General features: G+C 48.9%; 23 protein-coding genes. 10 read left to right on the top strand and 13 right to left on the bottom strand.

Translation table 11 applies throughout. The annotated features are described in order from the left end of the window. Positions 1–10: 10 nt before the first annotated feature. Positions 11–646, top strand: coding sequence for a bifunctional 4-hydroxy-2-oxoglutarate aldolase/2-dehydro-3-deoxy-phosphogluconate aldolase (locus tag KDD30_RS17030; RefSeq protein WP_211651213.1), 636 nt, complete (start codon positions 11–13; stop codon positions 644–646). 312 nt (positions 647–958) lie between these two features. Here KDD30_RS17030 and KDD30_RS17025 read toward each other — a convergent pair whose 3' ends face one another. Next, positions 959–1,708: a carbonic anhydrase gene (locus KDD30_RS17025; RefSeq protein ID WP_211651212.1), complete on the bottom strand. Its 750-nt coding sequence runs from the start codon at positions 1,706–1,708 to the stop codon at positions 959–961. Between the two features lie 477 nt (positions 1,709–2,185). On the opposite strand from KDD30_RS17025, the gene KDD30_RS17020 reads away from it, so the two are divergent. Together KDD30_RS17020 and KDD30_RS17015 are read left to right on the top strand one after the other, a co-directional pair. Further along, the gene (locus tag KDD30_RS17020) at positions 2,186–2,764 is read left to right on the top strand and encodes a hypothetical protein (RefSeq protein ID WP_211651211.1); all 579 of its coding nucleotides are present in this window, start codon (positions 2,186–2,188) and stop codon (positions 2,762–2,764) included. Between the two features lie 132 nt (positions 2,765–2,896). Beyond that, positions 2,897–3,049, top strand: coding sequence for a hypothetical protein (locus KDD30_RS17015; protein ID WP_211651210.1), 153 nt, complete (start codon positions 2,897–2,899; stop codon positions 3,047–3,049). Here the strand turns inward: KDD30_RS17015 and KDD30_RS17010 are convergent. Then, positions 3,046–4,491 (bottom strand): cell wall metabolism sensor histidine kinase WalK, encoded by a 1,446-nt coding sequence (locus tag KDD30_RS17010; RefSeq protein WP_211651209.1) that lies wholly within the window; start codon positions 4,489–4,491, stop codon positions 3,046–3,048. The genes KDD30_RS17015 and KDD30_RS17010 overlap by 4 nt on opposite strands. Then, complete coding sequence (locus KDD30_RS17005; RefSeq protein ID WP_211651208.1) at positions 4,469–5,146, bottom strand: response regulator transcription factor; 678 nt, start codon at positions 5,144–5,146, stop codon at positions 4,469–4,471. Before KDD30_RS17005 ends, KDD30_RS17010 begins: the two co-directional genes overlap by 23 nt. Positions 5,147–5,297: 151 nt before the next feature. On the opposite strand from KDD30_RS17005, the gene KDD30_RS17000 reads away from it, so the two are divergent. Continuing rightward, a complete protein-coding gene (locus KDD30_RS17000) occupies positions 5,298–5,780 on the top strand; it encodes a heme-binding protein (protein WP_211651207.1) in 483 nt (160 codons plus the stop codon). A gap of 725 nt (positions 5,781–6,505) precedes the next feature. Here KDD30_RS17000 and KDD30_RS16995 read toward each other — a convergent pair. Further along, positions 6,506–7,255: a carbonic anhydrase gene (locus KDD30_RS16995; RefSeq protein ID WP_211651206.1), complete on the bottom strand. Its 750-nt coding sequence runs from the start codon at positions 7,253–7,255 to the stop codon at positions 6,506–6,508. A gap of 478 nt (positions 7,256–7,733) precedes the next feature. Between KDD30_RS16995 and KDD30_RS16990 the strand changes: the two genes are divergently transcribed. The 3 genes from KDD30_RS16990 to KDD30_RS16980 are packed head-to-tail and all read left to right on the top strand — an operon-like array spanning position 7,734 to position 11,101. Next, positions 7,734–9,149 (top strand): Na+/H+ antiporter NhaC family protein, encoded by a 1,416-nt coding sequence (locus KDD30_RS16990; protein ID WP_249199398.1) that lies wholly within the window; start codon positions 7,734–7,736, stop codon positions 9,147–9,149. Positions 9,150–9,160: 11 nt separating this feature from the next. Further along, positions 9,161–10,264, top strand: a complete 1,104-nt coding sequence (locus KDD30_RS16985) for a class II histone deacetylase (protein WP_211651204.1) — start codon at positions 9,161–9,163, stop codon at positions 10,262–10,264. A gap of 18 nt (positions 10,265–10,282) precedes the next feature. Further along, entirely contained in the window at positions 10,283–11,101 is an 819-nt protein-coding gene (locus KDD30_RS16980) for a helix-turn-helix transcriptional regulator (RefSeq protein ID WP_211651203.1), read from the top strand. Between the two features lie 59 nt (positions 11,102–11,160). Here the strand turns inward: KDD30_RS16980 and KDD30_RS16975 are convergent, their stop codons facing one another. From KDD30_RS16975 to KDD30_RS16950, 6 genes are all read right to left on the bottom strand, one after another. Then, entirely contained in the window at positions 11,161–11,760 is a 600-nt protein-coding gene (locus tag KDD30_RS16975) for a pentapeptide repeat-containing protein (RefSeq protein ID WP_211651202.1), read from the bottom strand. Positions 11,761–11,922: 162 nt separating this feature from the next. Further along, positions 11,923–12,264, bottom strand: coding sequence for a hypothetical protein (locus KDD30_RS16970; protein WP_211651201.1), 342 nt, complete (start codon positions 12,262–12,264; stop codon positions 11,923–11,925). 164 nt (positions 12,265–12,428) lie between these two features. Further along, positions 12,429–13,535 (bottom strand): ABC transporter ATP-binding protein, encoded by a 1,107-nt coding sequence (locus KDD30_RS16965; RefSeq protein WP_211651200.1) that lies wholly within the window; start codon positions 13,533–13,535, stop codon positions 12,429–12,431. A 4-nt stretch (positions 13,536–13,539) separates the two neighbouring features. Beyond that, positions 13,540–14,397 carry a carbohydrate ABC transporter permease gene (locus KDD30_RS16960; RefSeq protein ID WP_211651199.1) on the bottom strand — a complete coding sequence of 286 codons (858 nt, stop codon included), beginning with the start codon at positions 14,395–14,397 and terminating at the stop codon, positions 13,540–13,542. Further along, the gene (locus KDD30_RS16955) at positions 14,394–15,314 is read right to left on the bottom strand and encodes a carbohydrate ABC transporter permease (RefSeq protein WP_211651198.1); all 921 of its coding nucleotides are present in this window, start codon (positions 15,312–15,314) and stop codon (positions 14,394–14,396) included. The genes KDD30_RS16960 and KDD30_RS16955 overlap by 4 nt, the downstream gene beginning before the upstream one ends. Positions 15,315–15,464: 150 nt before the next feature. Continuing rightward, on the bottom strand, positions 15,465–16,745 hold the full coding sequence (locus tag KDD30_RS16950; RefSeq protein WP_211651197.1) for an ABC transporter substrate-binding protein: 1,281 nt from the start codon (positions 16,743–16,745) through the stop codon (positions 15,465–15,467). A gap of 592 nt (positions 16,746–17,337) precedes the next feature. On the opposite strand from KDD30_RS16950, the gene KDD30_RS16945 reads away from it, so the two are divergent. Further along, on the top strand, positions 17,338–18,816 hold the full coding sequence (locus KDD30_RS16945; protein ID WP_211651196.1) for a hypothetical protein: 1,479 nt from the start codon (positions 17,338–17,340) through the stop codon (positions 18,814–18,816). A 45-nt stretch (positions 18,817–18,861) separates the two neighbouring features. Here the strand turns inward: KDD30_RS16945 and KDD30_RS16940 are convergent, their stop codons facing one another. Next, positions 18,862–19,593 (bottom strand): response regulator, encoded by a 732-nt coding sequence (locus KDD30_RS16940; protein ID WP_211651195.1) that lies wholly within the window; start codon positions 19,591–19,593, stop codon positions 18,862–18,864. Positions 19,594–19,888: 295 nt separating this feature from the next. On the opposite strand from KDD30_RS16940, the gene KDD30_RS16935 reads away from it, so the two are divergent. Next, positions 19,889–20,413, top strand: coding sequence for a GNAT family N-acetyltransferase (locus KDD30_RS16935; protein ID WP_211651194.1), 525 nt, complete (start codon positions 19,889–19,891; stop codon positions 20,411–20,413). 68 nt (positions 20,414–20,481) lie between these two features. Here the strand turns inward: KDD30_RS16935 and KDD30_RS16930 are convergent, their stop codons facing one another. Next, positions 20,482–21,471, bottom strand: a complete 990-nt coding sequence (locus KDD30_RS16930) for an NADP-dependent oxidoreductase (protein WP_211651193.1) — start codon at positions 21,469–21,471, stop codon at positions 20,482–20,484. Positions 21,472–21,575: 104 nt separating this feature from the next. Between KDD30_RS16930 and KDD30_RS16925 the strand changes: the two genes are divergently transcribed. After that, positions 21,576–22,493 (top strand): LysR family transcriptional regulator, encoded by a 918-nt coding sequence (locus KDD30_RS16925; protein ID WP_211651192.1) that lies wholly within the window; start codon positions 21,576–21,578, stop codon positions 22,491–22,493. Here KDD30_RS16925 and soxR read toward each other — a convergent pair. Continuing rightward, positions 22,473–22,907: a redox-sensitive transcriptional activator SoxR gene (gene soxR, locus KDD30_RS16920; RefSeq protein WP_211651191.1), complete on the bottom strand. Its 435-nt coding sequence runs from the start codon at positions 22,905–22,907 to the stop codon at positions 22,473–22,475. The two genes, KDD30_RS16925 and soxR, sit on opposite strands and share 21 nt — an antisense overlap. Between the last annotated feature and the right edge of the window lie 36 nt (positions 22,908–22,943).

Raw genomic sequence — 22,943 nt, 5'->3', positions numbered from 1 at the left:
GAGTATCCACATGACGATGTTAAATAATCAATTAGCAAGCCTGAAAGTTATCCCTGTTATCGCAATAAACAAGGTTGAAGATGCAATCCCACTGGGTCGTACACTTGTTGAAAATGGCATGCCTTGTGCTGAAATTACACTTCGTACAGCATGTGCCATCGATGCAATCCGTTTAATGCGCAAAGAATTCCCAGAAATGCTCATTGGTGCAGGGACAGTACTGACGAATGAGCAAGTTGATGCGGCCATTGACGCGGGTGTTGATTTCATCGTAAGTCCAGGTTTTAACCCTAAAACAGTAGAATATTGTATCAATAAAGGCGTTTCGATTATTCCCGGTGTAAACAACCCAAGCCTTGTTGAACAAGCAATGGATATGGGCCTACGTACACTAAAATTCTTCCCTGCGGAGTCTTCCGGTGGCGTAGGCATGCTCAAAGCGCTGACCGCAGTTTACCCTGTAAAATTTATGCCAACTGGTGGTGTTAGCCTAAGAAATCTGGATGAATACTTATCTGTACCTTCGGTATTGGCATGTGGTGGTACCTGGATGGTGCCAACCAAACTCATGGATGAAGGCAAGTGGGATGACTTAGGTGCACTCGTTCACGATGCAGTAACACACTTGAGTGGGCCGCAATCATAACAATTGAAGTGCTCATAGACAGAACCTTAGATGGAATATATGAAAAGCTTAATGCTTGAGGTCCTGTCTATGAAACACGCTCAACAAATATGTTTGCAATATGATGAATAAACTGCCAAAGGACACATGCAGAATTAATCCATACATCAGTGATTTTCTTTGAATTTGGAAAGGAATATAGTTGCATTCATGCTTTAATTTATCGTGACCAAGAAATGAAAATCAATTGATCCAAAAGATTGAGATTCACTTCACACGCTCATTGTCAGTGCCCTGAGTATTCAGGGCACAAAGAAAAAGCATGGCTGCCGTTTAAGACGAAACAACCACCCGACCATTCAGGGGTTGAACTGGCCGATTGTTACTGTGACCCAATAATTTTTGGAAGGTTGCCACCTGTGCAGACGAAATGCTTTGCGGTTGTTTCATCACAATCCAGCGAACGCCCTCCGTACACGGTGGTGTGGTTAAAGAACCACTGAAGCGATAGTAATCCTGCTGCGCAGGCAGGATTTGGCTTGCATCTACAGGCTGCGACAATGCAACCGTTTCACCCACCGTGCGCGACAGCTGCGACCAGATCGTTGCTAGCATCTGATTTTCTGAGCCTTCCTGAAACATCACGGCAATCACAGCCAGATTGCCTTGTTTATCGGCATGCACAAAATGGCCCTCGAGCGGGAAAGATCGCCCGTGAATTTGATTTTCGCTGGGTGTATGAAAATGGAATTGTTTTAATTCAAATTGCCGCCCATCTAAAGTGATATAACTCCCCGGCGCATAATTCACCTGAACAGTATGGCCGTTATCAATCACGCTGGCTTTAGAGGGTTGATAATGTAGCGACAATGGGCTCAGTTTTCCCTCAACCGTTGCCGTTAAATCAATCGGCGACTGATTTTTTCCAGTGCCGCAAGTGCTGTAATCCCCGCTTAAAGCTGCCCAGTGTTCCGGCCCTTGTTTTCCCTCATAACCCCATTCAGATTCTGAAGCGTGGGCAACCATCGCTCCCTGTAACCCAAAAACGATGCCAATCACTTGAACCAGTTGTTTCTTTTTCATGCTGAACCTTTTGAATAAACCTCAAAGTAAAAAAGCCTCACCCAATTCATTCAATGAATGTTTGAAATAAGACTGAACAATCGATAAAACGAATTCATCCTAATCAGGGCCGCCGTATCAAATCATTCAATGAATTGTTAGTTTTTGTCCAAGATCAAAGAAAAATATGTAACTATTTTTTTCATCATCAATTTTGCAAAACGCTGACAAACATCAATCGACATTTAATTCAAAAAGAAAGATCAATCGACTTTGCATCAATTTTATTTTTCAGTTTTATTCAAGTCAGAATGTTCTGAATCTTATTGTGCAGACACATGTCACTCTCGCCCGCTGATCAGTTTGTCTAACATAAAATCTCCAGGGTCGCCTCATCTCACAGTTCATCTGTCCCTTTAGGGACATGTGCAGCGCCGACCGAAACATTAACAATTGGGTAACAATCACTTCAATCTGGAAGAAGTTATGGAAAATGTTATGCCAAAAGAGCATTCAAGAACGCCGCGCCTCTTATGGATGTGTGCGATCATCTGCATCGCTTGCGTCGCTGCCATCAGCCACTACTTTTTTTCTGCCGCTGAGCACTATGGCGTTGCCTCGCTGTTGCCCAGCACTATCGTGATTTGTCTGGCACTGATCACCAAACGAACCCTCGAACCTTTGATTGCAGGATCTCTGGCCGGCTTTCTGATGATTTCTCCTGCATCCGCACTGCAGGATTTCACGGGCGCGGCACTGGAAGTCATGCAAGGTCCGGTGATGGGATGGATTCTGCTCCTCACCGGATTATTTGGCGGACTGATCGCATTGCTCCATCTGTCCGGCGGCACACTGGCATTCAGTGAGAAACTACAAAAACACATCAAAACCCGACGGCAGGCATTACTGGTCAGCTGGGTGCTGGGATTGCTGATTTTCATCGACGACTACCTCAATGCACTGACCGTCAGCGCGGCCATGAAGAAAGTCACCGACAAACTCCGGGTTTCCCGGGAAATGCTAGCCTACGTAGTGGATTCAACCTCAGCGCCCGTCTGTCTGCTCGTGCCCTTGTAAGCAGAAAGGCCCTATCGGGCCTTTTTCATTCGATCCATCTTTAAACCGTTGCGGATTGTGTTGATCTTACCGCCGCTTGATCGAACCGCCCAAGTACAGATGGTACTGGCATGGGGGCGTCAGCAGGGATTTGTGACCATTCCTTCTTCGACCAAACAGGCCAACATCGACAGAAATCTGGACGCCGAATGTCTGACGCTGGATGAAACGGATCTGGCAGAGATTACCACATTCGATCTTGGGCACCGGGTCGCCAATCCAGATTTCACCCCCGACTGGGATTAAGTCCTGTCGTTTCCAGACAGGCCCTGCGTCATCGCACCAGGCAGCCGGACAGTAAACCGGCTGCCTTCTCCCAGCACAGAATGCAGTTCCAGCTTTCCCTGTAAGCTGCTGACCATGGCGGCCACCATCGAAAGTCCCAGCCCGTAACCCGGCTGGTGACGACTGCTTTCGACCCGGTACAATCGCCGGAAAATCAGCGTCTGATGCTCAGGTGCAATCCCAACGCCCTGATCGGTAACACTCAGCCAGCCCCCCTGGTCATCACGGCCGCAGGCCAGCTGCACTGCACTGCCTTCCAGACTGTATTTGATACTGTTATCCAGCAAATTCACAACAATCTGTGTCAGACGGCTGGGCTCCGAAATCACGGGGGTCGATGTCAGGCCGGACAAATCCAATCGGATCTCAGCCGCTTCTGCGACTTCTTCGTACCAGGTGGCGACCTCAGACATCAATGCAGCCAGATCCAAAGCTTGCGGATGCAGGGTATGACGACCAATCTGCTCATCGTGAATCCGCATCAGCGTGGTCAGCATCCGGCTGGCCTGATCCGCAGATTCAGCGCAATCGGATAAGGCTGAATGCAACGCGGAAAGCTGTTCATCCGGCGACTGTTCCTGCCATGCCGGCCCCAGTGCAGCCTCTGTCGTCAGCAAGATTCTCGACAGCGGCGTCCGGACATCATGGGCAATCGCATCGACGGTATTATCCATGCCTTTGACGGTTTCTTTCAGCCGGTTCATGACCTGCCGGACACTTTGACTGAGCTGCCCGAACGCTTCATTGCCGCGCACTTCAGGGAGTTCAGCCAGCAGCATTGCATCCAGCGACCAGCCGCTGAACTGGTCAATCTGCTTTGCCAGATGATGCAATGGCGATAAAGTCCGGTGCAGCAATCGCCAAACGAACCATGCCATCACAATCACCATGATCGTCAAAGCCGCGGCCAGCCATGTCATCTGCGTGATGAGCTGGTTCCGCTTTGGTGTGCCGTCCATCAGCAACCAGTAAACCAAGGGTTGTCCTTCTAAGCGGTGACTCAGAAACGGCTTGTCGCTGAACAGGTGATACCAATGACGATGCTCGGGCTGAAACCGTGCGGGATCTGTGATTGGCTTCGGAAAACGTGCGCCACCGATCTCGCGGAAGAGACCTTCAGGTTCTGCACGCACCACACTGAGCGCATTCTCAATCAGACGGTTGGGATTACTGACGACCACATGCTCAAGCTTGGCATCCGATTCAAACTTCAGGATGCGCTGGTATTCCTGCGCGATAGAGTCCAGTAGTTTTCTTTCCTGCGCATCAGCCTGATAAGCCAGAATCCAGCCAAAGGCTGCAATCACTAACAGAAAACAAGCCAGAACCGTGGCCAAAAACCGCAGAAACAGGGTACGCTGCGCCTGACGGGAAGCCGATTCAGCCCTGAGATTTGAGGACATAGCCGACCCCCCGGATGGTGTGGAGGAGCGGGACCGCATAGCCCTTATCAATTTTGCTGCGCAGGCGGCACACCAGAACATCAACAACATTGGTCTGCGGATCAAACTGGAAACCCCAGACCTGCTCCAGAATCACGGTTTTTGACAGTACCCGTCCCGGTTGGGTCATCAGTAACTTCAGCAAGGCGAATTCCCGGGGTTTGAGTGAAATAGACTGCCCGTCTCGGGTGGCCTCCCGGCTCAGAAGATCCAGCGTCAGTCCGTGGCAGGTTAAGGTTTCCGTCACACCGGAACCGGTTTGCCTTCTCAGTAGTGTGTGACAGCGGGCAGCCAGCTCTGCAAACGCAAAAGGCTTCACCAGATAATCATCCGCCCCGGTTTGCAATCCGAGCACACGTTCATCGACCGAATGACGGGCGCTGAGAATCAGGACAGGCACCTGATGACCCTCCCCACGGAGGCGGCGTAGCAGATCAATGCCGTTCATCCCGGGCAGCATGAGATCCAGAATGATCAGGTCAAATGGTTCCTGACTCGCGAACTGATATCCCGTCTGGCCGTCTTCACTTACCGTGACCTGAAACTGCATCTCTTCCAGTCCGTGACGGATAAATTCGCGAATATGCGGTTCATCTTCGATGACTAATATGTGCATCCGGGTCTGCTCCTCTCACCAAGCCTTAGCATGGTGCATCTTAACATGGCAGGCAAAAACCCCGGATTACAAACCGGTAATGTTCAGGCAAGTCACCCGCAATGGTCAGCAGATAGAGTGATGCCGTACCCAACCAACAAAAGGAAATAAGATGAAACACTTCATGACACCGGTTTGCCTCGCCTTCACTCTTTTTGCGGCCACGGCAGGTGCCAGCACGGTCAACGAAACTCAGCTGGCTTCGTCAACGGCCTTCGAACTGGCAAAATCAGCCGTCGCAGCATGTGCCAAAGATCATTATGCCGTCACCGCCACTGTGGTAGATCGCTCCGGTCGCGTGCTGGCACAGCTGCGTCAGAATCAGGCAGGAACCCATACGCTGGACAGCTCCCGCAAAAAGGCCTTTACCGCCGCAAGTATGAATCAGCCCACCGCCAATCTGATGAAACTGGTGAACGAAAAGCCATTACTGGCCCCGCTGAAAGATATGGATGACAATTTGCTTTTCCTAGCTGGAGGTCTGCCAGTTCAGGTGAACGAAACCACAGTTGGTGCCATTGGTGTGGGAGGTGCGCCGGGCGGCCATCTTGATGTGATTTGCGCAGAAACCGCCATCAAAGCCGTGATCAAATAACCCCATCCAAGCCCTGAACACGATTTTGTGCCAGAGCGAAGCTGAAAGCATTCGACTTTGGATTGAAAACTGGCAGCTACTGTTGAATGGCTGCCAGTGCCTCCCGGGTGTTATTCGCCTTCATACCCCGGAAATCAAGTTCAAAGCCTTGTTCAAACCATTGCTCTTCTTCTTCCCGAAACGTTGGCCGCATTCACATCAACCAAAGTCACACACGCATCTTTGATATAAAGATGATAAGTATTCATTCTTTTTCCTTTTTCATGATCATTTTTCTATCCGGCATTCCAAACCAGTCAATGGAGAGCACGGGATTCTCTACAAAGAGGCTGCCGACGATATAATTTTTTACCCCGAAAATATCTGAAGGATTCAGATTTTTCCGATGTAAGAATTAAAATATTCCGAATAGATATATTGAGTTTGCAGCAGAGACTCCATCGGTCCATCTTGTGTTAGTTCAACCCATAAACGGGAGGAATTTCCTTTGAAAGAGGAAATAAGATAAGTTTGCATCGTTTACTCAACTTTCCGTGACAGAGAATAAAAACAACAAATGTCTGGACTATTCGTGAAAATATTAATTTCAGCAAGACTTTAATCCATAAGAGATATTTTCAAAATAGAAAGAAAATAAATCAGTCGATGAACAATATTGCGATTCACTTCACGGTGGATTGAAAGTGCCCTGAGCATTCAGGGCACAAAAAAAGCATGGCTGCCATTTAAGACGAAACAACCACCCGACCATTCAGGGGTTGAACTGGCCGGTTGTTACTGTGACCCAATAATTTTTGGAAGGTTGCCACCTGCGCAGACGAAATAGTTTGCGGTTGTTTCATCACGATCCAGCGAACGCCCTCCGTGCACGGTGGTGTGGTTAAAGAACCACTGAAGCGATAGTAATCCTGCTGCACTGGCAGGATTTGGTTTGCATCCACAGGCTGTGACAATGCGACTGTTTCACCCACCGTGCGCGACAGCTGTGACCAGATCGTGGCGAGCATCTGATTTTCTGAGCCCTCCTGAAACATCACGGCAATCACAGCCAGATTGCCCTGTTTATCCGCATGCACAAAATGGCCCTCGAGCGGGAAAGATCGCCCGTGAATTTGATTTTCGCTGGGTGTATGAAAATGGAATTGTTTTAATTCAAATTGCTGCCCATCTAAAGTGATATAACTCCCCGGTGCATAATTCACCTGAACCGTATGGCCGTTATCAATCACGCTGGCTTGAGAGGGTTGATAATGCAGCGACAATGGGCTCAGTTTTCCCTCAACCGTCGCTGTTAAATCAATCGGCGACTGATTTTTCCCGGTGCCGCAAGTGCTGTAATCCCCGCTTAAGGCTGCCCAGTGTTCCGGCCCTTCTTTTCCCTCATAACCCCATTCAGATTCTGAAGCGTGGGCAACCATCGCTCCCTGTAATCCACAAACGATGCCAATCACTTGAATCAGTTGTTTCTTTTTCATGCTGAACCTTTTTGAATAAACCTCAAAGTAAAATAGCCTCACCCAATTCATTCAATGAATGTTTGAAATAAGACTGAACAATCGATAAAACGAATTCATCCTAATCAGAGCTGCCGTATCAAATCATTCAATGAATTGTTAGTTTTTGTCCAAGATCAAAGAAAAATATGTAACTGTTTTTTTCATCATCAATTTTGCACAACGCTGACAAACATCAATCGATATTGAATTCAAAAAGAAAGTTCAATCGACTTTGCATCAATTTAATTTTTCAGATTTATTCAAGTCAGAATGTTCTGAATCTTATCGTGCAGACACATGTCACCCTCGCTCGCCGATCAGTTCGACTAACATAAAATCTCCAGGGTCGTTTCATCTCACAGTTCATCTGTCCCTTTAGGGACATGTGCAGCGCCGACCAAAAACTTAACAATTGGGTAACAATCACTTCAACCTGGAAGAAGTTATGGAAAATGTTATGCCAAAAGAGCATTCAAGAACGCCGCGCCTCTTATGGATGTGTGCGATCACCTGCATCGCTTTCGTCGCGGCTATCAGCCACTACTTTTTTTCTGCCGGTGAACACTATGGCGTTGCCTCGCTGCTCCCCAGCACTATCGTGATTTGTCTGGCACTGATCACCAAACGAACGCTCGAACCTTTGATTGCAGGCTCCCTGGCCGGCTTTCTGATGATTTCTCCTGCATCCGCACTGCAGGAATTCACAGGCGCGGCACTGGCAGTCATGCAAGGTCCCGTAATGGGGTGGATTCTGCTCCTGACCGGTTTATTTGGCGGACTGATCGCATTGCTCCATCTGTCCGGCGGCACACTGGCATTCAGTGAGAAACTACAAAAACACATCAAAACCCGTCGGCAGGCGTTGCTGGTCAGCTGGTTTCTTGGCTTGCTCATTTTCATCGATGACTACCTCAATGCACTGACCGTCAGCGCGGCCATGAAGAAAGTCACCGACAAACTCCGGGTTTCCCGGGAAATGCTGGCCTACGTGGTGGATTCAACCTCAGCGCCCGTCTGTCTGCTCGTGCCCTTCTCGACCTGGGTGATTTACATTTCCGGGCTACTGGAAGCCAATCAGGTGACCGAGGCCGGGAGCGGGATTGCGTACTACTTCAGCCTGATTCCCTATGTGGTCTATCCATGGATTGCTGTATTCATCATTCCATTCGTTGCGATGGGCATCATTCCACCACTGGGCGCCATGAAAAAGGCAGAAGCATCGCTCGTCATCCCTGAGGAAGAAACACAACCCGATCTGCCGGACCAACCGAAAGTCATGAATTTCATCTTGCCCATTCTGATTCTGATCGGCGCAACCTGGTATTTTGATATTGATGCTTTGATTGGTGTGGGTTGTGCGCTTGCAACCTGCTTTGTGTTGTACACCGCTCAGGGAATCGCCTCATTCAGCCGATTGTTCGATGAAATGATGTCCGGCCTCCAAACCATGCTGGTTCCGATTGGCATCGTATTTTCCGCCTTCATTCTTCAAATTGTGAATGAGAAGCTTGGACTGACATCGTTCATGATTGATGCCGTGACGCCCTATATGACGGCCAGGTGGCTACCGGTGCTGACCTTCATTGTCCTGTCCGTTCTCACGTTTTCAACTGGCTCTTTCTGGGGGATCTATGCGGTTGCATTTCCGATCATCGTCCCGCTGGCAGTCGCGCTGGATGCCAATCTGCCACTCACCCTTGGTGCCCTGATTTCTGCCGGAGCATTTGGGAGCCATGCGTGCTTCTTCGGTGATTCAACCGTGATTGCCGCCAAAGGCTGTGGCATTACGCCCGTGCAGCATGCCATCACGCAACTGCCCTACACACTGATTGCCGCGACTGTCAGCGCAGTCCTCTTTATCGTACTTGCTTAAGGATTTAAACCATGAACAAGACTGGTTTTGCTTTTCATGAACACTGCTTGTGGCACGATACCGGCCCTTGCAGCGTCTTCGACGCCCCGGGTGGTTTTATTCAGCCAGGCACCGCTGCCGAGAACCCTGAAACGAAACGCCGCTTTAAAAACCTGCTGGATGTCAGCGGATTATCTGAGTTACTGACGCCCATCAAAGGCGCGCTGGCGGAGCATGATGATTTACGTCGCTTCCATACGCCGGATTATCTGCAGCGTCTGGCGACTCAAAGTGATCAGCAATTCGGAGAGGCTGGCCTTTGTGCACCATTTCGTCAGGATGCTTTTCATATTGCCAGGCTCTCGGCCGGGCATACGATCGCCACACTGGAAAGTGTTTTGAAAGGTGAGGTCGACAACGCCTATTGCCTGACCCGCCCACCCGGTCACCATGCCGAAAGCCATCAAGGGAACGGCTTTTGTCTGCTGGGAAATATTCCCATCGCCATCAAAGCTGCACAGGCAAAAGGGCTGGTGAACAGAGTTGTGGTCGTCGATTGGGACGTCCATCATGGCAATGGCACTCAGGAAGCGTTTTACGACAATGCGGACGTGCTGACGATCTCAATTCATCATGACAACAATTACCCGATCGACTCCGGTGCCGTGCACGAACGGGGCGATGGACCAGGCTTTGGCTATAACCTTAACGTGCCCTTACCTGCCGGTTCAGGTATTGGCGCTTACAAAGCCACGATCGAGCAGATCGTCGAACCCGCGATCAAGCGGTTTCAACCGGAGCTGATTGTGATTGCCTGCGGTTTTGATGCCAGTGCCATGGACCCGCTCGGCTGCATGATTCTGAATGCCGAAACCTACCATTGGATGACCAAGCGGATGATGCAATGTGCTGCTGACACGTGTGGGGGCAAACTGGCGATGATTCATGAAGGCGGTTATTCAGAAGGCTACGTCCCTTTCTGCGGGCACGCTGTGATTGAAGCACTGAGCAATGCTGCGATTCATGTCCCTGACCCGCTGGGTGCAGATATCGCCCGCTGGGGGCAACAATCTTTGCAACCCCATCAGCAGGCGTTACTATCAGAGATATCACTATTATTAAATGATATCCATTAACCGATAGAAGTCGTCCCAATGCCCATATATCCGGCCAGTTTGCAGCCTCTCGCAGATCTTGCGGCTAAAATCAGAACCCCTGATTTTTTACCTGCATTTGGCCGGTTACTGGACGACTATTTCCCCGGCATCAATCTGGCGGTCTTCTTTTACCAGCAAGATCAACGGCCTGTCACACTGGTTCATAACCTTTCCTATGCGCAGGAAGTCAAAGCCATCATTGCGCTGGAAAAATACTATCAGGATGACCCCTTTTATCTGTACTGGCTCGCCCACCGTGAACCCAGTCTGAAGACGCTGGAAGATGTGATTCCAGAGGATTTTTACCAGAGCGATTTCTATCATCAGTACTACGCGAAACTGGGCCTGTATGATGAACTGATGGCTTATTTCTCGCTCTCACAAACTCAGTGCATCTGCGTCTCTTTTGGGTTTTACAATCCAAGAAGCCGCTACATACGAGAAGAGGCGTTTGCTCTAATCAATTATCTGTTTCCAGTGCTGCAGGCCTTGTTTGAGCAATACTGGCTCAGCAGTTACCTGCACGACAATATGTCTGAAACCGAACAACTCTATGTCTCTGACCAGTTTGCAGCCGATCTCCTGACCGGGCGGGAACGGCAAATTGTACCGCTGATCCTGCAAGGGCTTTCAAGTAAGCAGATTGCGGCCAAGCTAGAGATTGCTGTGGGGACGGTCAAAAATCACCGGAAGAATATTTATAAAAAATTAAAGATTAACAGCCAGCAGGAACTGTATCACCAGTTTTGGCTTTATCAGAATCAAGAGCAACATAACCAACTGACAATGCCTGAAAAGGCCTCAGGGGAGACGTAGATGACACCGACTGTCAAACGCTATCCCCCTACAATTTCAGTGCAATCCGTGCCAGTCATTCAATCCACCAGCTCAACGCCGAGGCTTTCGAGCAGATTCAAGGCTTCGAAGCGGGAGAATTTCGCTCCTTCAACCTGATTTTCCAGTACATGAAGATGGTACTGGGTCGATTCGGTGAGATCGGCGCCACGCAGGTCGGTGCGCATAAAAAGGCTGTGGGTAAAATCGCAGAAGGTCATTTTAGCTGCTTTGAAGTCGCCTTCTCTGAAGTCAACATCATGCAGTTTACATTCGGTCAGTTCCAGTTCATTCAGCGTCAGTCCGAAAAAAGATGCATCATTCAGGATTGAGTTTCTGAATCTCAGCTCATGGTCAACATTAAACGATGGCCAGTGCGCCTGCGTCCAGTCGACCCCCACCAGTTTGGATTCAACAAAGGTGACACCAAAAAAACGGGATTGCGGGATCCGGATTAAACTCAGGTTACAGCGATCAAAATAGCAATTAATGAACTTACAGTGCTTCAGGGTCGATTCAGAAAAATTACAGTCCGTGAATTCGCAATCTTCAAATTCAACCTCAGTAAACTCTGAAAAGGATAATGAAAGCTTTTCAAACGTTTCATCAAAATATTGCTGATAATCCTCAATTTCCCGCACAATACTGTCTCATTGAATGAACTGACAAGTCGCCAGTTTAGCACTTTTACGAATCCGGTGCAGCGGAGCTTTCTCTGAGTCCCAAAAGCGAAATCATCAAAGAAAACCTGCCCGAAATCTATCTCGCAGCAGGCTTGCTCAACTCAGGAACACCGGAAAACATTAACGGTAACTGATGGCATATAATCGGCAATATTTCCCATTAGATCCGGACCAAATTTCGTCAGATAACCCGTAAGCTTCGATAGAAGATTTGGCGTGGTATGCCGCAATTGCCATCGACAAATTCGCCTCAAAACCAGGATCAGTTTTCCGCAGCCAGTAACCGTTTGGACAAGCCGTCGTTTCTGGTTCCGTCAGCGTAAAATAGACATCACCGCCACCATATTCAGAGTAAGAATGAAGTATCTTGATTGTTGAAACACCTGAACCGACATAGTTCATATTCACTGCATTTGCAGACATCGATAATAACCCTGCAAGTAAAACCACTAACAGTCTCATCTCTTCTCCTTTTTGACTATTGTGTGTTCAAAGTCTGGGATTATAACTGAATCAGGTTGATTTCAATCAGTTATCTCGCCTGAAAGTGCAGACCTCAATCGCATGATCAAAAAAACCCACCCGACGAAACCGGATGGGCTGGCCGTTCCGATAACGCGCCTCCGCTAGATCACGATGCGCTGCTCCGTGGCCGCATCGAAGAAGACCGCTTTTGAGAGATCCACAGACAAAGGCAGCGTCTCCCCAGCTTTTGCCTCAAAATCCGGTGAGATACGGCACGCCACTTCCTGACCATTCAGTGTCACCATGGCAATGGTGTCCGGGCCGGTCGGTTCAAGCACATCAATCGTCAGCGGCAGACTGGCCATGAGCTCGCTCTCAGCCGCCTGCTCCGTGATGTTTTCCGGACGCAGACCAATCACGATAGATTGTCCGTCCCGCTCGCGCAAAGACGCAGGTAAGGGTAAAGCATGTGACTGCTCACCAACCGTGACGACTGCGACAGGCTGATCCTGCCCATCCAGATCAACCGTGGCATGAATGAAGTTCATGGATGGCGAGCCCATAAAACCGGCAACGAACATATTGCTGGGCTGGTTATAGATTTCTTTGGGCGTCCCCAGTTGCTGCAGTTCACCGTCTTTCATCACCGCGATGCGATCAGCGAGCGTCATGGCTTCAATCTGATCATGAGTGACATAAACAATGGTGGTGCCCAATTGCTGATGCAGCCGTTTGATTTGTGTGCGCATTTCAACACGCAGTTTGGCATCCAAATTCGACAGCGGTTCGTCGAACAGATACAGCTTGGGCTGCCGAGCCAGCGCACGCCCCATCGCCACACGCTGACGCTGTCCACCGGACAACTGGGCAGGTTTGCGACCCAGCAGATGGTCGATTTGCAGCATCGCTGCCACACGATCCACTTCCTGCGCAATTTTAGCTTTTTCCATTTTGCGGATTTTCAGACCGAACGCGATATTGTCGCGGACTGTCATGTTCGGATAAAGCGCATACGACTGAAAGACCATGGCGATGTCCCGATCTTTCGGGGCCACCTGTGCCACATCCACACCATCAATCAGAATCTCACCGGCGGTGATATCTTCCAGACCCGCAATCGTGTTCATGAGTGTTGATTTACCACATCCGGAAGGTCCCACCAGAATCAGAAATTCTCCGGAGTCGATGCTGATATCAATCCCTTTCAGCGTCTCGATGTCAGCGTTGCGGTATGTTTTACGAATATGTTTAAGAGCGAGTGTTGCCATCTGATTATCCTTTCACTGATCCCGCGGTGAGACCGCGTACAAAATATTTCCCGGCCAACACATACACCAGCAGCGTTGGCAGTGCCGCAATAATGGCTGCGGCCATATCTACGTTATATTCCTTCACCCCGGTACTGGTGTTCACCAGATTATTCAGGGCCACAGTAATCGGCTGGGTTTCAGCCCCGGAATACACCACACCGAAGAGAAAATCGTTCCAGATGGCGGTGAACTGCCAGATCACGGTCACCATGATGATGGGCGTGGATAAAGGCAGCAGGATCCGGAAGAAAATCGTGAAAAAACCCGCGCCATCGAGTTTCGCGGCTTTGACCAGTTCATCCGGCACGCCCACATAAAAGTTACGGAAAAACAACGTAGTAAATGCCAGACCGTAAATGACGTGGACCATCACCAGACCGGCTGTGGTATTGGCTAATCCCAGTTTCCCGAGCAGTGCCGCCATCGGCAGCAGAATCACCTGAAACGGAATGAAACAGCCAAAGAGCAGTAAGCTGAAAAACAACTGGGAACCCCGGAATTGCCATTTACTGATCACGTAGCCGTTAAACGCCCCCAGCAACGTTGAAATCGCAACCGCTGGAATCACCATCCGGAACGAGTTCCAGAAATAGCCTTTGATCCCATCGCAGCTGACACCGGTACAGGCTTCAGACCAAGCCTTTTGCCATGCATAACCAACCCATTCCTGCGGCAGTGACATCAGGTTGCCGCTTTTGATATCCGGCAAGGTTTTGAATGAAGTGATCACCATGACAAAAAGCGGCATCAGGTACACCACACAGAAGAAGAGCAGTCCGCTGTAGATGGCCAGCCGGCCGAAGGTGAAATGCTTATTCATGACTGTTTCTCCCGCAATTCCGAGTAAAGATAAGGCACAAGAATCGCCAGAACGCCTGCCAGCATCATCATGGCGCTGGCCGCACCAAGACCTAACTGACCCCGGGTAAATGAATGGGCATACATAAAGAGAGCCGGTAAGTCTGAGGAGTAACCCGGTCCCCCCGCTGTCAGCGCCGTCACCAGATCAAAACTCTTGATGGCAATATGCGAGGTGATAATCACCGCACTGAAAAAGACCGGGCGCAGGCAAGGCAGAATAATTTTCCAGTAAATGGCCGGCATGCTGGCACCATCCATTTGTGCCGCCTTGATGATAGAAGAATCAATGCCTCTTAATCCCGCCAGAAACATCGCCATCACAAAGCCGGAAGATTGCCAGACCGCAGCAATCACCACGGTATAAATCGCCATGTCCTGACTGACCAGCCAGTTAAACTGAAAGTCGGTAAATCCCCAGTCATGCATCAGTTTTTCAATCCCCAGACCGGGATTTAAAATCCATTTCCAGGCCGTCCCCGTCACAATGAAAGACAAGGCCATCGGATACAGATAAATCGTGCGGATCGCGCCTTCCTGACGAATGTTCTGATCGAGCAAAATCGCCAGCGCAACACCCAACACAATCGCGATCAGCATAAACATGAGTCCGAAAATGCCCAGATTGGTGACAGAGGTCACCCACCGGTCATTGTCCAGCAATTTTTCATACTGCAGTAACCCTGCAAAGTTAAAACTTGGCAGAAAACGGGAATTCGTCAGCGACAAATAAAAAGTCCAGAGCATAAAGCCATAAATGCAAACCACAGTCACCAGCATGGTCGGTGCCATGACGATCTTCGGCAGCCATCGCTGTAATCGGTCAGCCATGGTAGGGCGGGTCGCTTTCTGCTTGGTCAGCGACAAAGTGTGCTCCATAGTGCGTCCTTGAAATCAATTCAATTTCTTTCGGGTGATCTCTGGCCGCTGCAAATCGCAGCACGATTGCTGAACGGTGAGATCCATGAAATGCGAATGAAGGTCTGTTGACCAGGAAACAACGGGCCAGTCTCCCGGCCCGCTCAAAGATTAAAGGGCTGCTTTCACCGCACGCGCCAGCTGTTGCGCGGCTTGTTTCGGATCAGCTGAGCGATCATTGAAGAAGTTCGTGACCACATCAAAAATCGCCCCCTGAACATAGCTGGTCGTTGCCAGACCGTGCGCCATACTCGGGACCAGATCGCCGGTTTTCGCAGAGGCTTTGAACGTGCTCATGGAGTCCAGTGCACATTTGTCGAACTTGTCCATATTCATGTCCAGACGAACAGGAATAGACCCTTTGTTCAGGTTAAACACTTCCTGGAAATCTTTATCCAGAATGGTTTTCGCGAGATGTTTCTGCGCGACCTGGTTGTCCTGATTGCTCAGTTTGAAGAAGGCGAAACTGTCAATATTGAACGTAAACTGATTCGCTGTTCCCGGTGCCGGGGCGCAAATGTAATCTTGACCCGGTGTTTTACCGGCAGCAGCAAACTCGCCTTTCGCCCAGTCGCCCATAATCTGCATCGCGGCTTCCCCATAAATCACCATATTGGTCGCAATGTTCCAGTCGCGGCCCGGAGAATTATCGTCGATGTAATTGTGTATCCGCTGGAAGGTTGCAAAGGTTTCAACCATCTTCGGGCCCGACAGCACCTTCATGTCTAAATCTACAAAAGCTTTGTTGTAGTCTTCGGAGCCCAGCACATCCAGCGCCACAGCTTCAAACAGGGTTGCGTCCTGCCATGGCTGCCCGCCGTGTGCCAGCGGAATAAAGCCCGCAGCTTTGATCTTGTCTGCTGCAGCGAAGAATTCTTTCATATTCGTCGGAACTGAGGTGCCTGCTTTTTTGAATACTTCTGGGTTTGCCCACAGCCAGTTCACCCGGTGAACGTTCACCGGTACGGCGACATAGTCCCCGTCATATTTCATGACTTTGGTTACCACAGACGGCAGAATGTCATCCCAGTGACCCGCTTTTGCCACATCATCCAGCGAGGTCAGAAAACCCAGATCACCCCACTCCTGAATATCATGGCCTTTGATCTGTGCCGCAGAAGGTGGATTCCCGGAAACCGCGCGGGTTTTCAGGACCGTCATCGCACTTTCACCACCACCTCCGGCAACTGCGAAATCTTTCCAGCTATCCCCCTGATTTTCGAGCATTTGCTTCAGCACAGCGGCCGATTTCGCTTCACCACCGGAAGTCCACCAATGCAGAACTTCAACTTCACCGGCATGCGTCACAGACGTCGCAGCGGCAAACGTGATTGCAAGCAGTGATTTTTTAAACACAGATTGTTTCTGAGCAGAGGTACGTTGCTTTTTCATGTTGAACTTCTTCCTTGTTATCCGTTTTTATCTGGCGTGTAGGGTTAATATCGCCAGTGAAGAAGAGTCTACTGAAGCCAGGAAGCCGCACTGTAACAAAAGGCAACCCGAACGTAACACCCCCGTAACGTAAGGATTTTTTACATGATAAAGCAACAAGATAGATTATTAATAGAATGATAAAAAGTGTGAGATCAGTACGGGAGCAGGTTCTCAAGCGAAAGAAGACAATCCGGCTTCATCACGATTGAATGAAGCGAGACCCCGGATTTTTCAATGAATTCTCTAAATAACTTCGCCTACTCGGTAAAACATTGATGATATTGAGATGACAAGAGTTCATTTCAATCAAATTCAAGTGATGCATATGCTCATTGTTCAGAGAAATCTTCAGGCACAAATCTAAAGTTTACGTCTGCCTCATTCAAACGTTAATCATTCAATCGACTGAAATCATTAAATATTATAAATAAAAATGGAACTCAATTATTAAAATCAATAATTAGTTGAAAATATAATAAATATCATAAAATCATTTCATCCTTCATTGAACAGCCACTAAAGTCATTATAAAAAATGAAGGAATAATGCAATGTCAGTCAAGCTATTTACTCTCGGCGATAGTATTTCTCAAGGCTTTATCTCAGGAGCAGCAGCAGAACCAAGTATTGCATACAGCACTTTAATTGCGAACAGCATGTCCATCGCTAATTATAACGCAGTAATCTGGCCAAATGGCTACAAGCTTAAATATGATTTAGAAGCAGTTTTAAGAGCACTTCAATCTGTTTATGGCAATAATTTTTCGCGAAAAGATATTTTCACTCATTGTCCAGGAACTTTTTTAAAAACCATAGATAAGGTGTTTGATAAATCAGAAAAGTACTTTGAGTCTGGCCTTGGAAAAGTTTCAGAACCCATACCTGGAGCGCCTCAGTTTTATCATAATATCTCCATTGAAGGCATGAACATTGCGAATGCATGGCTCGTCACCCCAAGATTAGCGGAAACCATAATCAACCAAGACAGTAATTCAAAAAAGGACAATGATTTTAAAAGTGCAAGCTGTCCATTTTACCGGAATGCTTACCGGACACTGAATCCAACTGCAAGTAATTTACATATGGATAAATCAGCTTTATCCTGGTTAAAATTCATTGCCGAAAGTGAAGGGATAGAAAACATCGTTCTATGGTTAGGTTCTAACAATGTCTTGAGCACCATCTTTGACCTGAAATTAAATTGGACAGATGGCTCTGGCAGCATCACAAAAACACCGCAAGTAGAGAGGCAGAATTTCAATATCTGGGACATTCGCGACTTCAGAAAGGAGTACGAGATCTTATTGGATCGAATTATTTTGTCCCTAAGCCGAAATAAAATATCCAAATGCAATATTTTCGTTGGCAATATCCCATTGATTACGATAACCCCAGCATTAAAAGGCTTTGGAAAAGAGATCACCATAAAAAACATCTCATTAAATAACAGCAGTAACGCCTTATACTTCGAATATTACACGCTGTATCCGCTCCCTGAATCACTTGCAAGAAAAGAAAAACGATATTTAACTTTCGACCAAGCGATTGAAATTGACAAAACCATTGTTGAATATAACAAGATCATCAAAGAACTGATAAACAAAAAAGGAACAAATGGCGTCACCTTTCATTTAGTCGACCTTTCAGCTTGTTTAAATAAGCTGGCGTATAAACGTAACTTCAGGCAACCATCCTATAAGCTCCCAGATTATTTCACAATAAATCATATCAATGTAAACACTCTATTTTATGATGTCGATGAAAATGGTCGTGTTGCCAAAGGTGGTCTTTTCGGTTTGGATGGTGTTCACCCTTCAGCCATTGGTCAGGGGTTAATTGCATATGAATTTCTCAAAGTCATGAGAAATCATGGCATCACAGCAAATGACTTAGACTGGGATGCGATCATAAAAAGTGACACACTTTATAGCGATCCAATACGCATCATCCGCTCGTTAAATGAAATAAAGGAACAAGATCTTGTCAAATTATTTTTAAGCGCGCTTTTAAAGATAAAAGATTTAAGCTGAAATACGAACGTTCACAAAAAACGCATCCACGATGCGTTTTCATACTCACTGCTCATACGTGACAGGCGCCGTAAAAATGTAGCCGTTTCCCCGCATGGTTTTGATGAATTTGGGCTGTTTGCCACTGTCGCCCAAACGTTGCCGCAACCGGCTGAGCTGAACATCGATGCCCCGTTCAAATGGCAGGGCTTCCCGGCCACGGGTCGCATTGGAGATCGTATCGCGGTCCAGCACCTCGTTCGGACGGGACAAAAACAACATCAGCATGCTGAAATCCCCGCCGGTCAGTTCAAAATCTTCTTCTGTCTGCAGGTTAAACAACCGGTGAGACAACGTTTCGAGACGCCAGTGGCCGAAGCGAATCGAACGGGGCAAAGTCGTCGGCTGCTGAATACCTTCCTCTGGGACAGGTCTTGTCCTGCGCAGCAAGGCTTTAATCCTCGCGAGCAATTGGCGCGGACTGAAAGGCTTGGCGATGTAGTCATCCGCACCGATTTCCAGCCCGAGAATCTGATCCATCTCATCTGACGCTGCGGTCAGCATCATGATCGGCACTTCGCAAGATTTACGGACGAACTGACACAGCGTGAAACCGTCATCCCCCGGCATCATCACATCCAGCAAAATCAGATCCGGCATCTGTTGCTCAAGCTGCCTTTTCATCGTGATACCGTCTTCTGCGGCCATCACGGTATAACCCGCTTTCATCAGGTACTCTTGCAATAATTCGCGGATTTCAGCATCGTCATCCACAACAAGAATGGTCTTCATCGACATTCTGGCGCTCTCTTTCCTTGTACACGTCTTTATACCCAAAGCGGCTCAGTTGCAAAGAAACTGTCATTCAGGAGTCATTCCCCAAATTAGACGGAAGCACCTGAACCTGCTTTACGTTTTATTTTTTGACAGTTTTATTCATTCAAGACACGAGATCACGGTCATTGGGGTAAAAGTTTGAGGCGGGTAAGGTTTTCAGAGCCACGCGAGCACAGAAAGAGACGATTGACTTTGACTCATAAGCCATTCAGGCATAAGGTCTGAAAAAAACAGAAATCACAAAAGAAGTACCACAATGCTGACCATTCACAAGGCAACTTTCGACGATCATCAAGCCATCGCCAGCCTGCATGTCCAGAACTGGCAAACCGTTTACCGGCATGATTTATCCGAACAATATCTCACGCAGGATATTCATCAGGACCGTTTTCAGGTCTGGCACGGGCGTCTCAGCCACCCTGAACAGAAACGACACATTCTCGTTGCGAAACAAAACGAGACGCTGTGCGGCTTTATCTGCATCGAGTTAGATGCGCATCCTGAGCTCGGCACACTGGTCGATAACCTGCATGTCAGCCCGTCCGCCAAAGGACAGGGCATAGGGAAGCAGTTACTCCGGCGTGCAGCTGAAGTGATGACACAGCATGCCAGTCATCACGGGCTCTATCTGGAAGTACTGGCGTCGAATGTCTCAGCCATCGGGTTTTATCAGCGGGTGGGTGGTACAGAATTCAGTGCGCAAACCTGGCAGGCCCCAGATGGCACCATCGTCGATGAATATGTCTACCACTGGGCAGATCACGGACAACTTCAGCTCTAAATGCTTAAAAAGCCGGGTAATAACTGACTCAGTCGTTCAAAACCCGGCTTTTTTCAATCATGCAGGCTTTAAAGCTCAACAATCAGCTTGCCTTTGTTTTCCCCGGTAAACAGCAGGTTAATACCGTCAATAGCGCTGTCCAGCCCGTGCAATGTATGGGCACGATACTTCAGCTTGCCCCCCATCAGAAGTTCAGCCAGCTTCTGACCATATTCTGCAAACCGATGATAATGATCCGGCATGGTGAATCCCTGAATCATCAGACGCTTACGGACGATATTCATCCAGTTTGGTCCCGGCTGAGGCGTCGCGGTATTGTAATCCGCAATCATGCCACAGACCGCCACACGACCATGGGCATTCATCCGGTGATAAATCGCTGCCTGTGCCGCACCTCCGGTGTTTTCAAAAAACAGATCGATCCCCTTCGGCGTTGCTGCAGCCAATTGCTCAGCGAAGTTCTCGTCGTGATAGTTTAAAGCGGCATCAAAGCCCAGCGTTTCCGTTAACCAGCGGCACTTTTCTTCACTGCCCGCCACACCGATAACAGTGACGCCTTCCAGTTTGGCCAACTGACCCACCATGGAACCCACGGAGCCTGCAGCACCTGTCACAACCAGTGTCTGGCCCGCCTGAGGTTTCAGCACTTCATACAAACCGTGATAAGCCGTCACACCCGGCAGGGCGACAACAGAAAGCAGAGCTTCCTGAGGCACTGTGGTCGGGACTGGTGACAGACCGCCTCGAGCAACGAAATACTCAGTCCAGCCCATCATCCCCATCACACGGGTGCCCACCGGAAAATCCGGGTGTCTGGACTCAACCACATCCCCAATGCCACTGGAGCGCATCACCTCGCCCAGCTCAACCGGCGGAATATAACTGTCTTTGTCGGCACTCATCCAGCCACGCATTGCAGGATCCAGTGACATATGTGTCTGCTTCACCAGAAACTCCCCATCCGCCAGTGAAGGCATTGGCTGAGAGACTTTTTCAAAGACATCCGGCGTGATCCGAATTTCTGGTCGTTTTTTTAATAAAATCGCGTTGTAGCTCATGTTGTTGTTCCTCCCGATTTCTTCAGGCACACTTTATCTCTTGCTGAGAATGAAAATAAGACAGCCAAATCAGAAATCACTTTTGCTGAAAATGGGAAAGTTAAATGGACAAACTGAAAGCAATGGAGGTGTTTGTCGCCACCATTCAGTGTGGCAGCATTTCCGGCGCTGCCAAGCAACTCAAACTGCCGGTGTCCAGTGCTTCACGCCAGTTAAGCTGGCTGGAGTCTGCGCTGGGATCTGAGCTGATCAAGCGAAGTACACGCGCCATTCATCTCACAGAAGTCGGGCAGGCGTATCTGGCGCAATGTCAGCAAGCCATTGAGCAGATCCGACAAGCAGAGGAGCTGGTTCAGACCTATCAGCATACGCCGTCCGGGGTGCTGAAGATCAGTTGTATGAGTCATTATTTTGAAAATCAGATGCTGCCGCATCTGAGTGAATTCGAAGCCTTATATCCTGAGATCAGTCTGGATATTGATGTCTCAGACACAGTCAATGATCTCAGCAAAGCTGAAGTAGACATCGCGATCCGGGGCGGTTACATGCCGGACGACCGGATACATGCGAAATGGCTGTGCGACAATACGCCGCATCTGTGTGCAAGCCAGACCTACCTCCAACGATTTGGCCGTCCGGAAAACCATCAGGCCCTCCAGCAGCATCAGCTGGTATTTTATCGCGGGCCGAATCAGATTCTGCGCTGGGGAATTGTCCAGCAGGGACAGTGGCGTCCATTGAATCTGAAACCGCATACAGTGACCAATTCCGGCCGCTATATCCGGGAATTGATGCTGGCTGGCAAAGTCATGGCGCTGCTTCCCGACTGGGCATCGAAAGCTGATCGGGACAGCGGTGAGATTGTGAAAATTGACTGGCCGCAGCCGGTTTGCCTGTCGACAGAAAAGCTGGGGCTTTTTCTGCTGTATTACAAACCCAGGTATCAGGTATCTAAAATTAAAGCCGCCGTCGATTTTTTCTCTCAGCGGCTTTTTTCCGGATCAGACTTGCCCGTCCAGTAACACTGCGCCAGTTCCCTCTGATGCCAGCGCATCGTCCGGGTTTCGCAGTTGGCATTTCTTCAGCGACAGACAACCGCAGCCGATGCAATTGCCCAGTGAATCGCGCATCTGCTGCAGTTTCTGAATCCGCTCATCCAGTTGCTCCCGCCAGGCACTCGCCATTTCCTGCCATTCCTCCTGCGTTGGAGCGTGATCTAAAGGCAAATGAGACAGCGCCACCCCGATATCCTCCAGCGAAAACCCGAGTTGCTGCGCGGTTTTTATCACCGCAATGCGCCGAAGGACACTGCGATCATACCGGCGCTGATTCCCCGGATTGCGCCAGCTCTGAATCAGCCCCTTTTCTTCGTAAAAATGTAGCGTCGATACTCTCACGTTAGAACGCTGTGCCACCTGCCCGACCGACATCTCCATCCCTGCTTCCTTCTGTCTGAAAATCTTCACTATTGT

Origin of the sequence: Photobacterium sp. GJ3, from assembly GCF_018199995.1 — a bacterium.
Classification (GTDB): Bacteria; Pseudomonadota; Gammaproteobacteria; order Enterobacterales; family Vibrionaceae; genus Photobacterium.
The sequence above is the reverse complement of the archived record's forward strand: the minus strand, read 5'-3'. Positions and strand labels throughout refer to the sequence as shown.

Bases quoted from the DNA above. Each gene is read 5' to 3' on its own strand.
- KDD30_RS17030 (WP_211651213.1), top strand. From the start codon at position 11: ATGACGATGTTAAATAATCAATTAGCAAGCCTGAAAGTTATCCCTGTT.
- KDD30_RS17025 (WP_211651212.1), bottom strand. From the start codon at position 1,708: ATGAAAAAGAAACAACTGGTTCAAGTGATTGGCATCGTTTTTGGGTTA.
- KDD30_RS17020 (WP_211651211.1), top strand. From the start codon at position 2,186: ATGCCAAAAGAGCATTCAAGAACGCCGCGCCTCTTATGGATGTGTGCG.
- KDD30_RS17010 (WP_211651209.1), bottom strand. From the start codon at position 4,491: ATGTCCTCAAATCTCAGGGCTGAATCGGCTTCCCGTCAGGCGCAGCGT.
- KDD30_RS17005 (WP_211651208.1), bottom strand. From the start codon at position 5,146: ATGCACATATTAGTCATCGAAGATGAACCGCATATTCGCGAATTTATC.
- KDD30_RS17000 (WP_211651207.1), top strand. From the start codon at position 5,298: ATGAAACACTTCATGACACCGGTTTGCCTCGCCTTCACTCTTTTTGCG.
- KDD30_RS16995 (WP_211651206.1), bottom strand. From the start codon at position 7,255: ATGAAAAAGAAACAACTGATTCAAGTGATTGGCATCGTTTGTGGATTA.
- KDD30_RS16990 (WP_249199398.1), top strand. From the start codon at position 7,734: ATGCCAAAAGAGCATTCAAGAACGCCGCGCCTCTTATGGATGTGTGCG.
- KDD30_RS16985 (WP_211651204.1), top strand. From the start codon at position 9,161: ATGAACAAGACTGGTTTTGCTTTTCATGAACACTGCTTGTGGCACGAT.
- KDD30_RS16980 (WP_211651203.1), top strand. From the start codon at position 10,283: ATGCCCATATATCCGGCCAGTTTGCAGCCTCTCGCAGATCTTGCGGCT.
- KDD30_RS16970 (WP_211651201.1), bottom strand. From the start codon at position 12,264: ATGAGACTGTTAGTGGTTTTACTTGCAGGGTTATTATCGATGTCTGCA.
- KDD30_RS16965 (WP_211651200.1), bottom strand. From the start codon at position 13,535: ATGGCAACACTCGCTCTTAAACATATTCGTAAAACATACCGCAACGCT.
- KDD30_RS16960 (WP_211651199.1), bottom strand. From the start codon at position 14,397: ATGAATAAGCATTTCACCTTCGGCCGGCTGGCCATCTACAGCGGACTG.
- KDD30_RS16955 (WP_211651198.1), bottom strand. From the start codon at position 15,314: ATGGAGCACACTTTGTCGCTGACCAAGCAGAAAGCGACCCGCCCTACC.
- KDD30_RS16950 (WP_211651197.1), bottom strand. From the start codon at position 16,745: ATGAAAAAGCAACGTACCTCTGCTCAGAAACAATCTGTGTTTAAAAAA.
- KDD30_RS16945 (WP_211651196.1), top strand. From the start codon at position 17,338: ATGTCAGTCAAGCTATTTACTCTCGGCGATAGTATTTCTCAAGGCTTT.
- KDD30_RS16940 (WP_211651195.1), bottom strand. From the start codon at position 19,593: ATGTCGATGAAGACCATTCTTGTTGTGGATGACGATGCTGAAATCCGC.
- KDD30_RS16935 (WP_211651194.1), top strand. From the start codon at position 19,889: ATGCTGACCATTCACAAGGCAACTTTCGACGATCATCAAGCCATCGCC.
- KDD30_RS16930 (WP_211651193.1), bottom strand. From the start codon at position 21,471: ATGAGCTACAACGCGATTTTATTAAAAAAACGACCAGAAATTCGGATC.
- KDD30_RS16925 (WP_211651192.1), top strand. From the start codon at position 21,576: ATGGACAAACTGAAAGCAATGGAGGTGTTTGTCGCCACCATTCAGTGT.
- soxR (WP_211651191.1), bottom strand. From the start codon at position 22,907: ATGGAGATGTCGGTCGGGCAGGTGGCACAGCGTTCTAACGTGAGAGTA.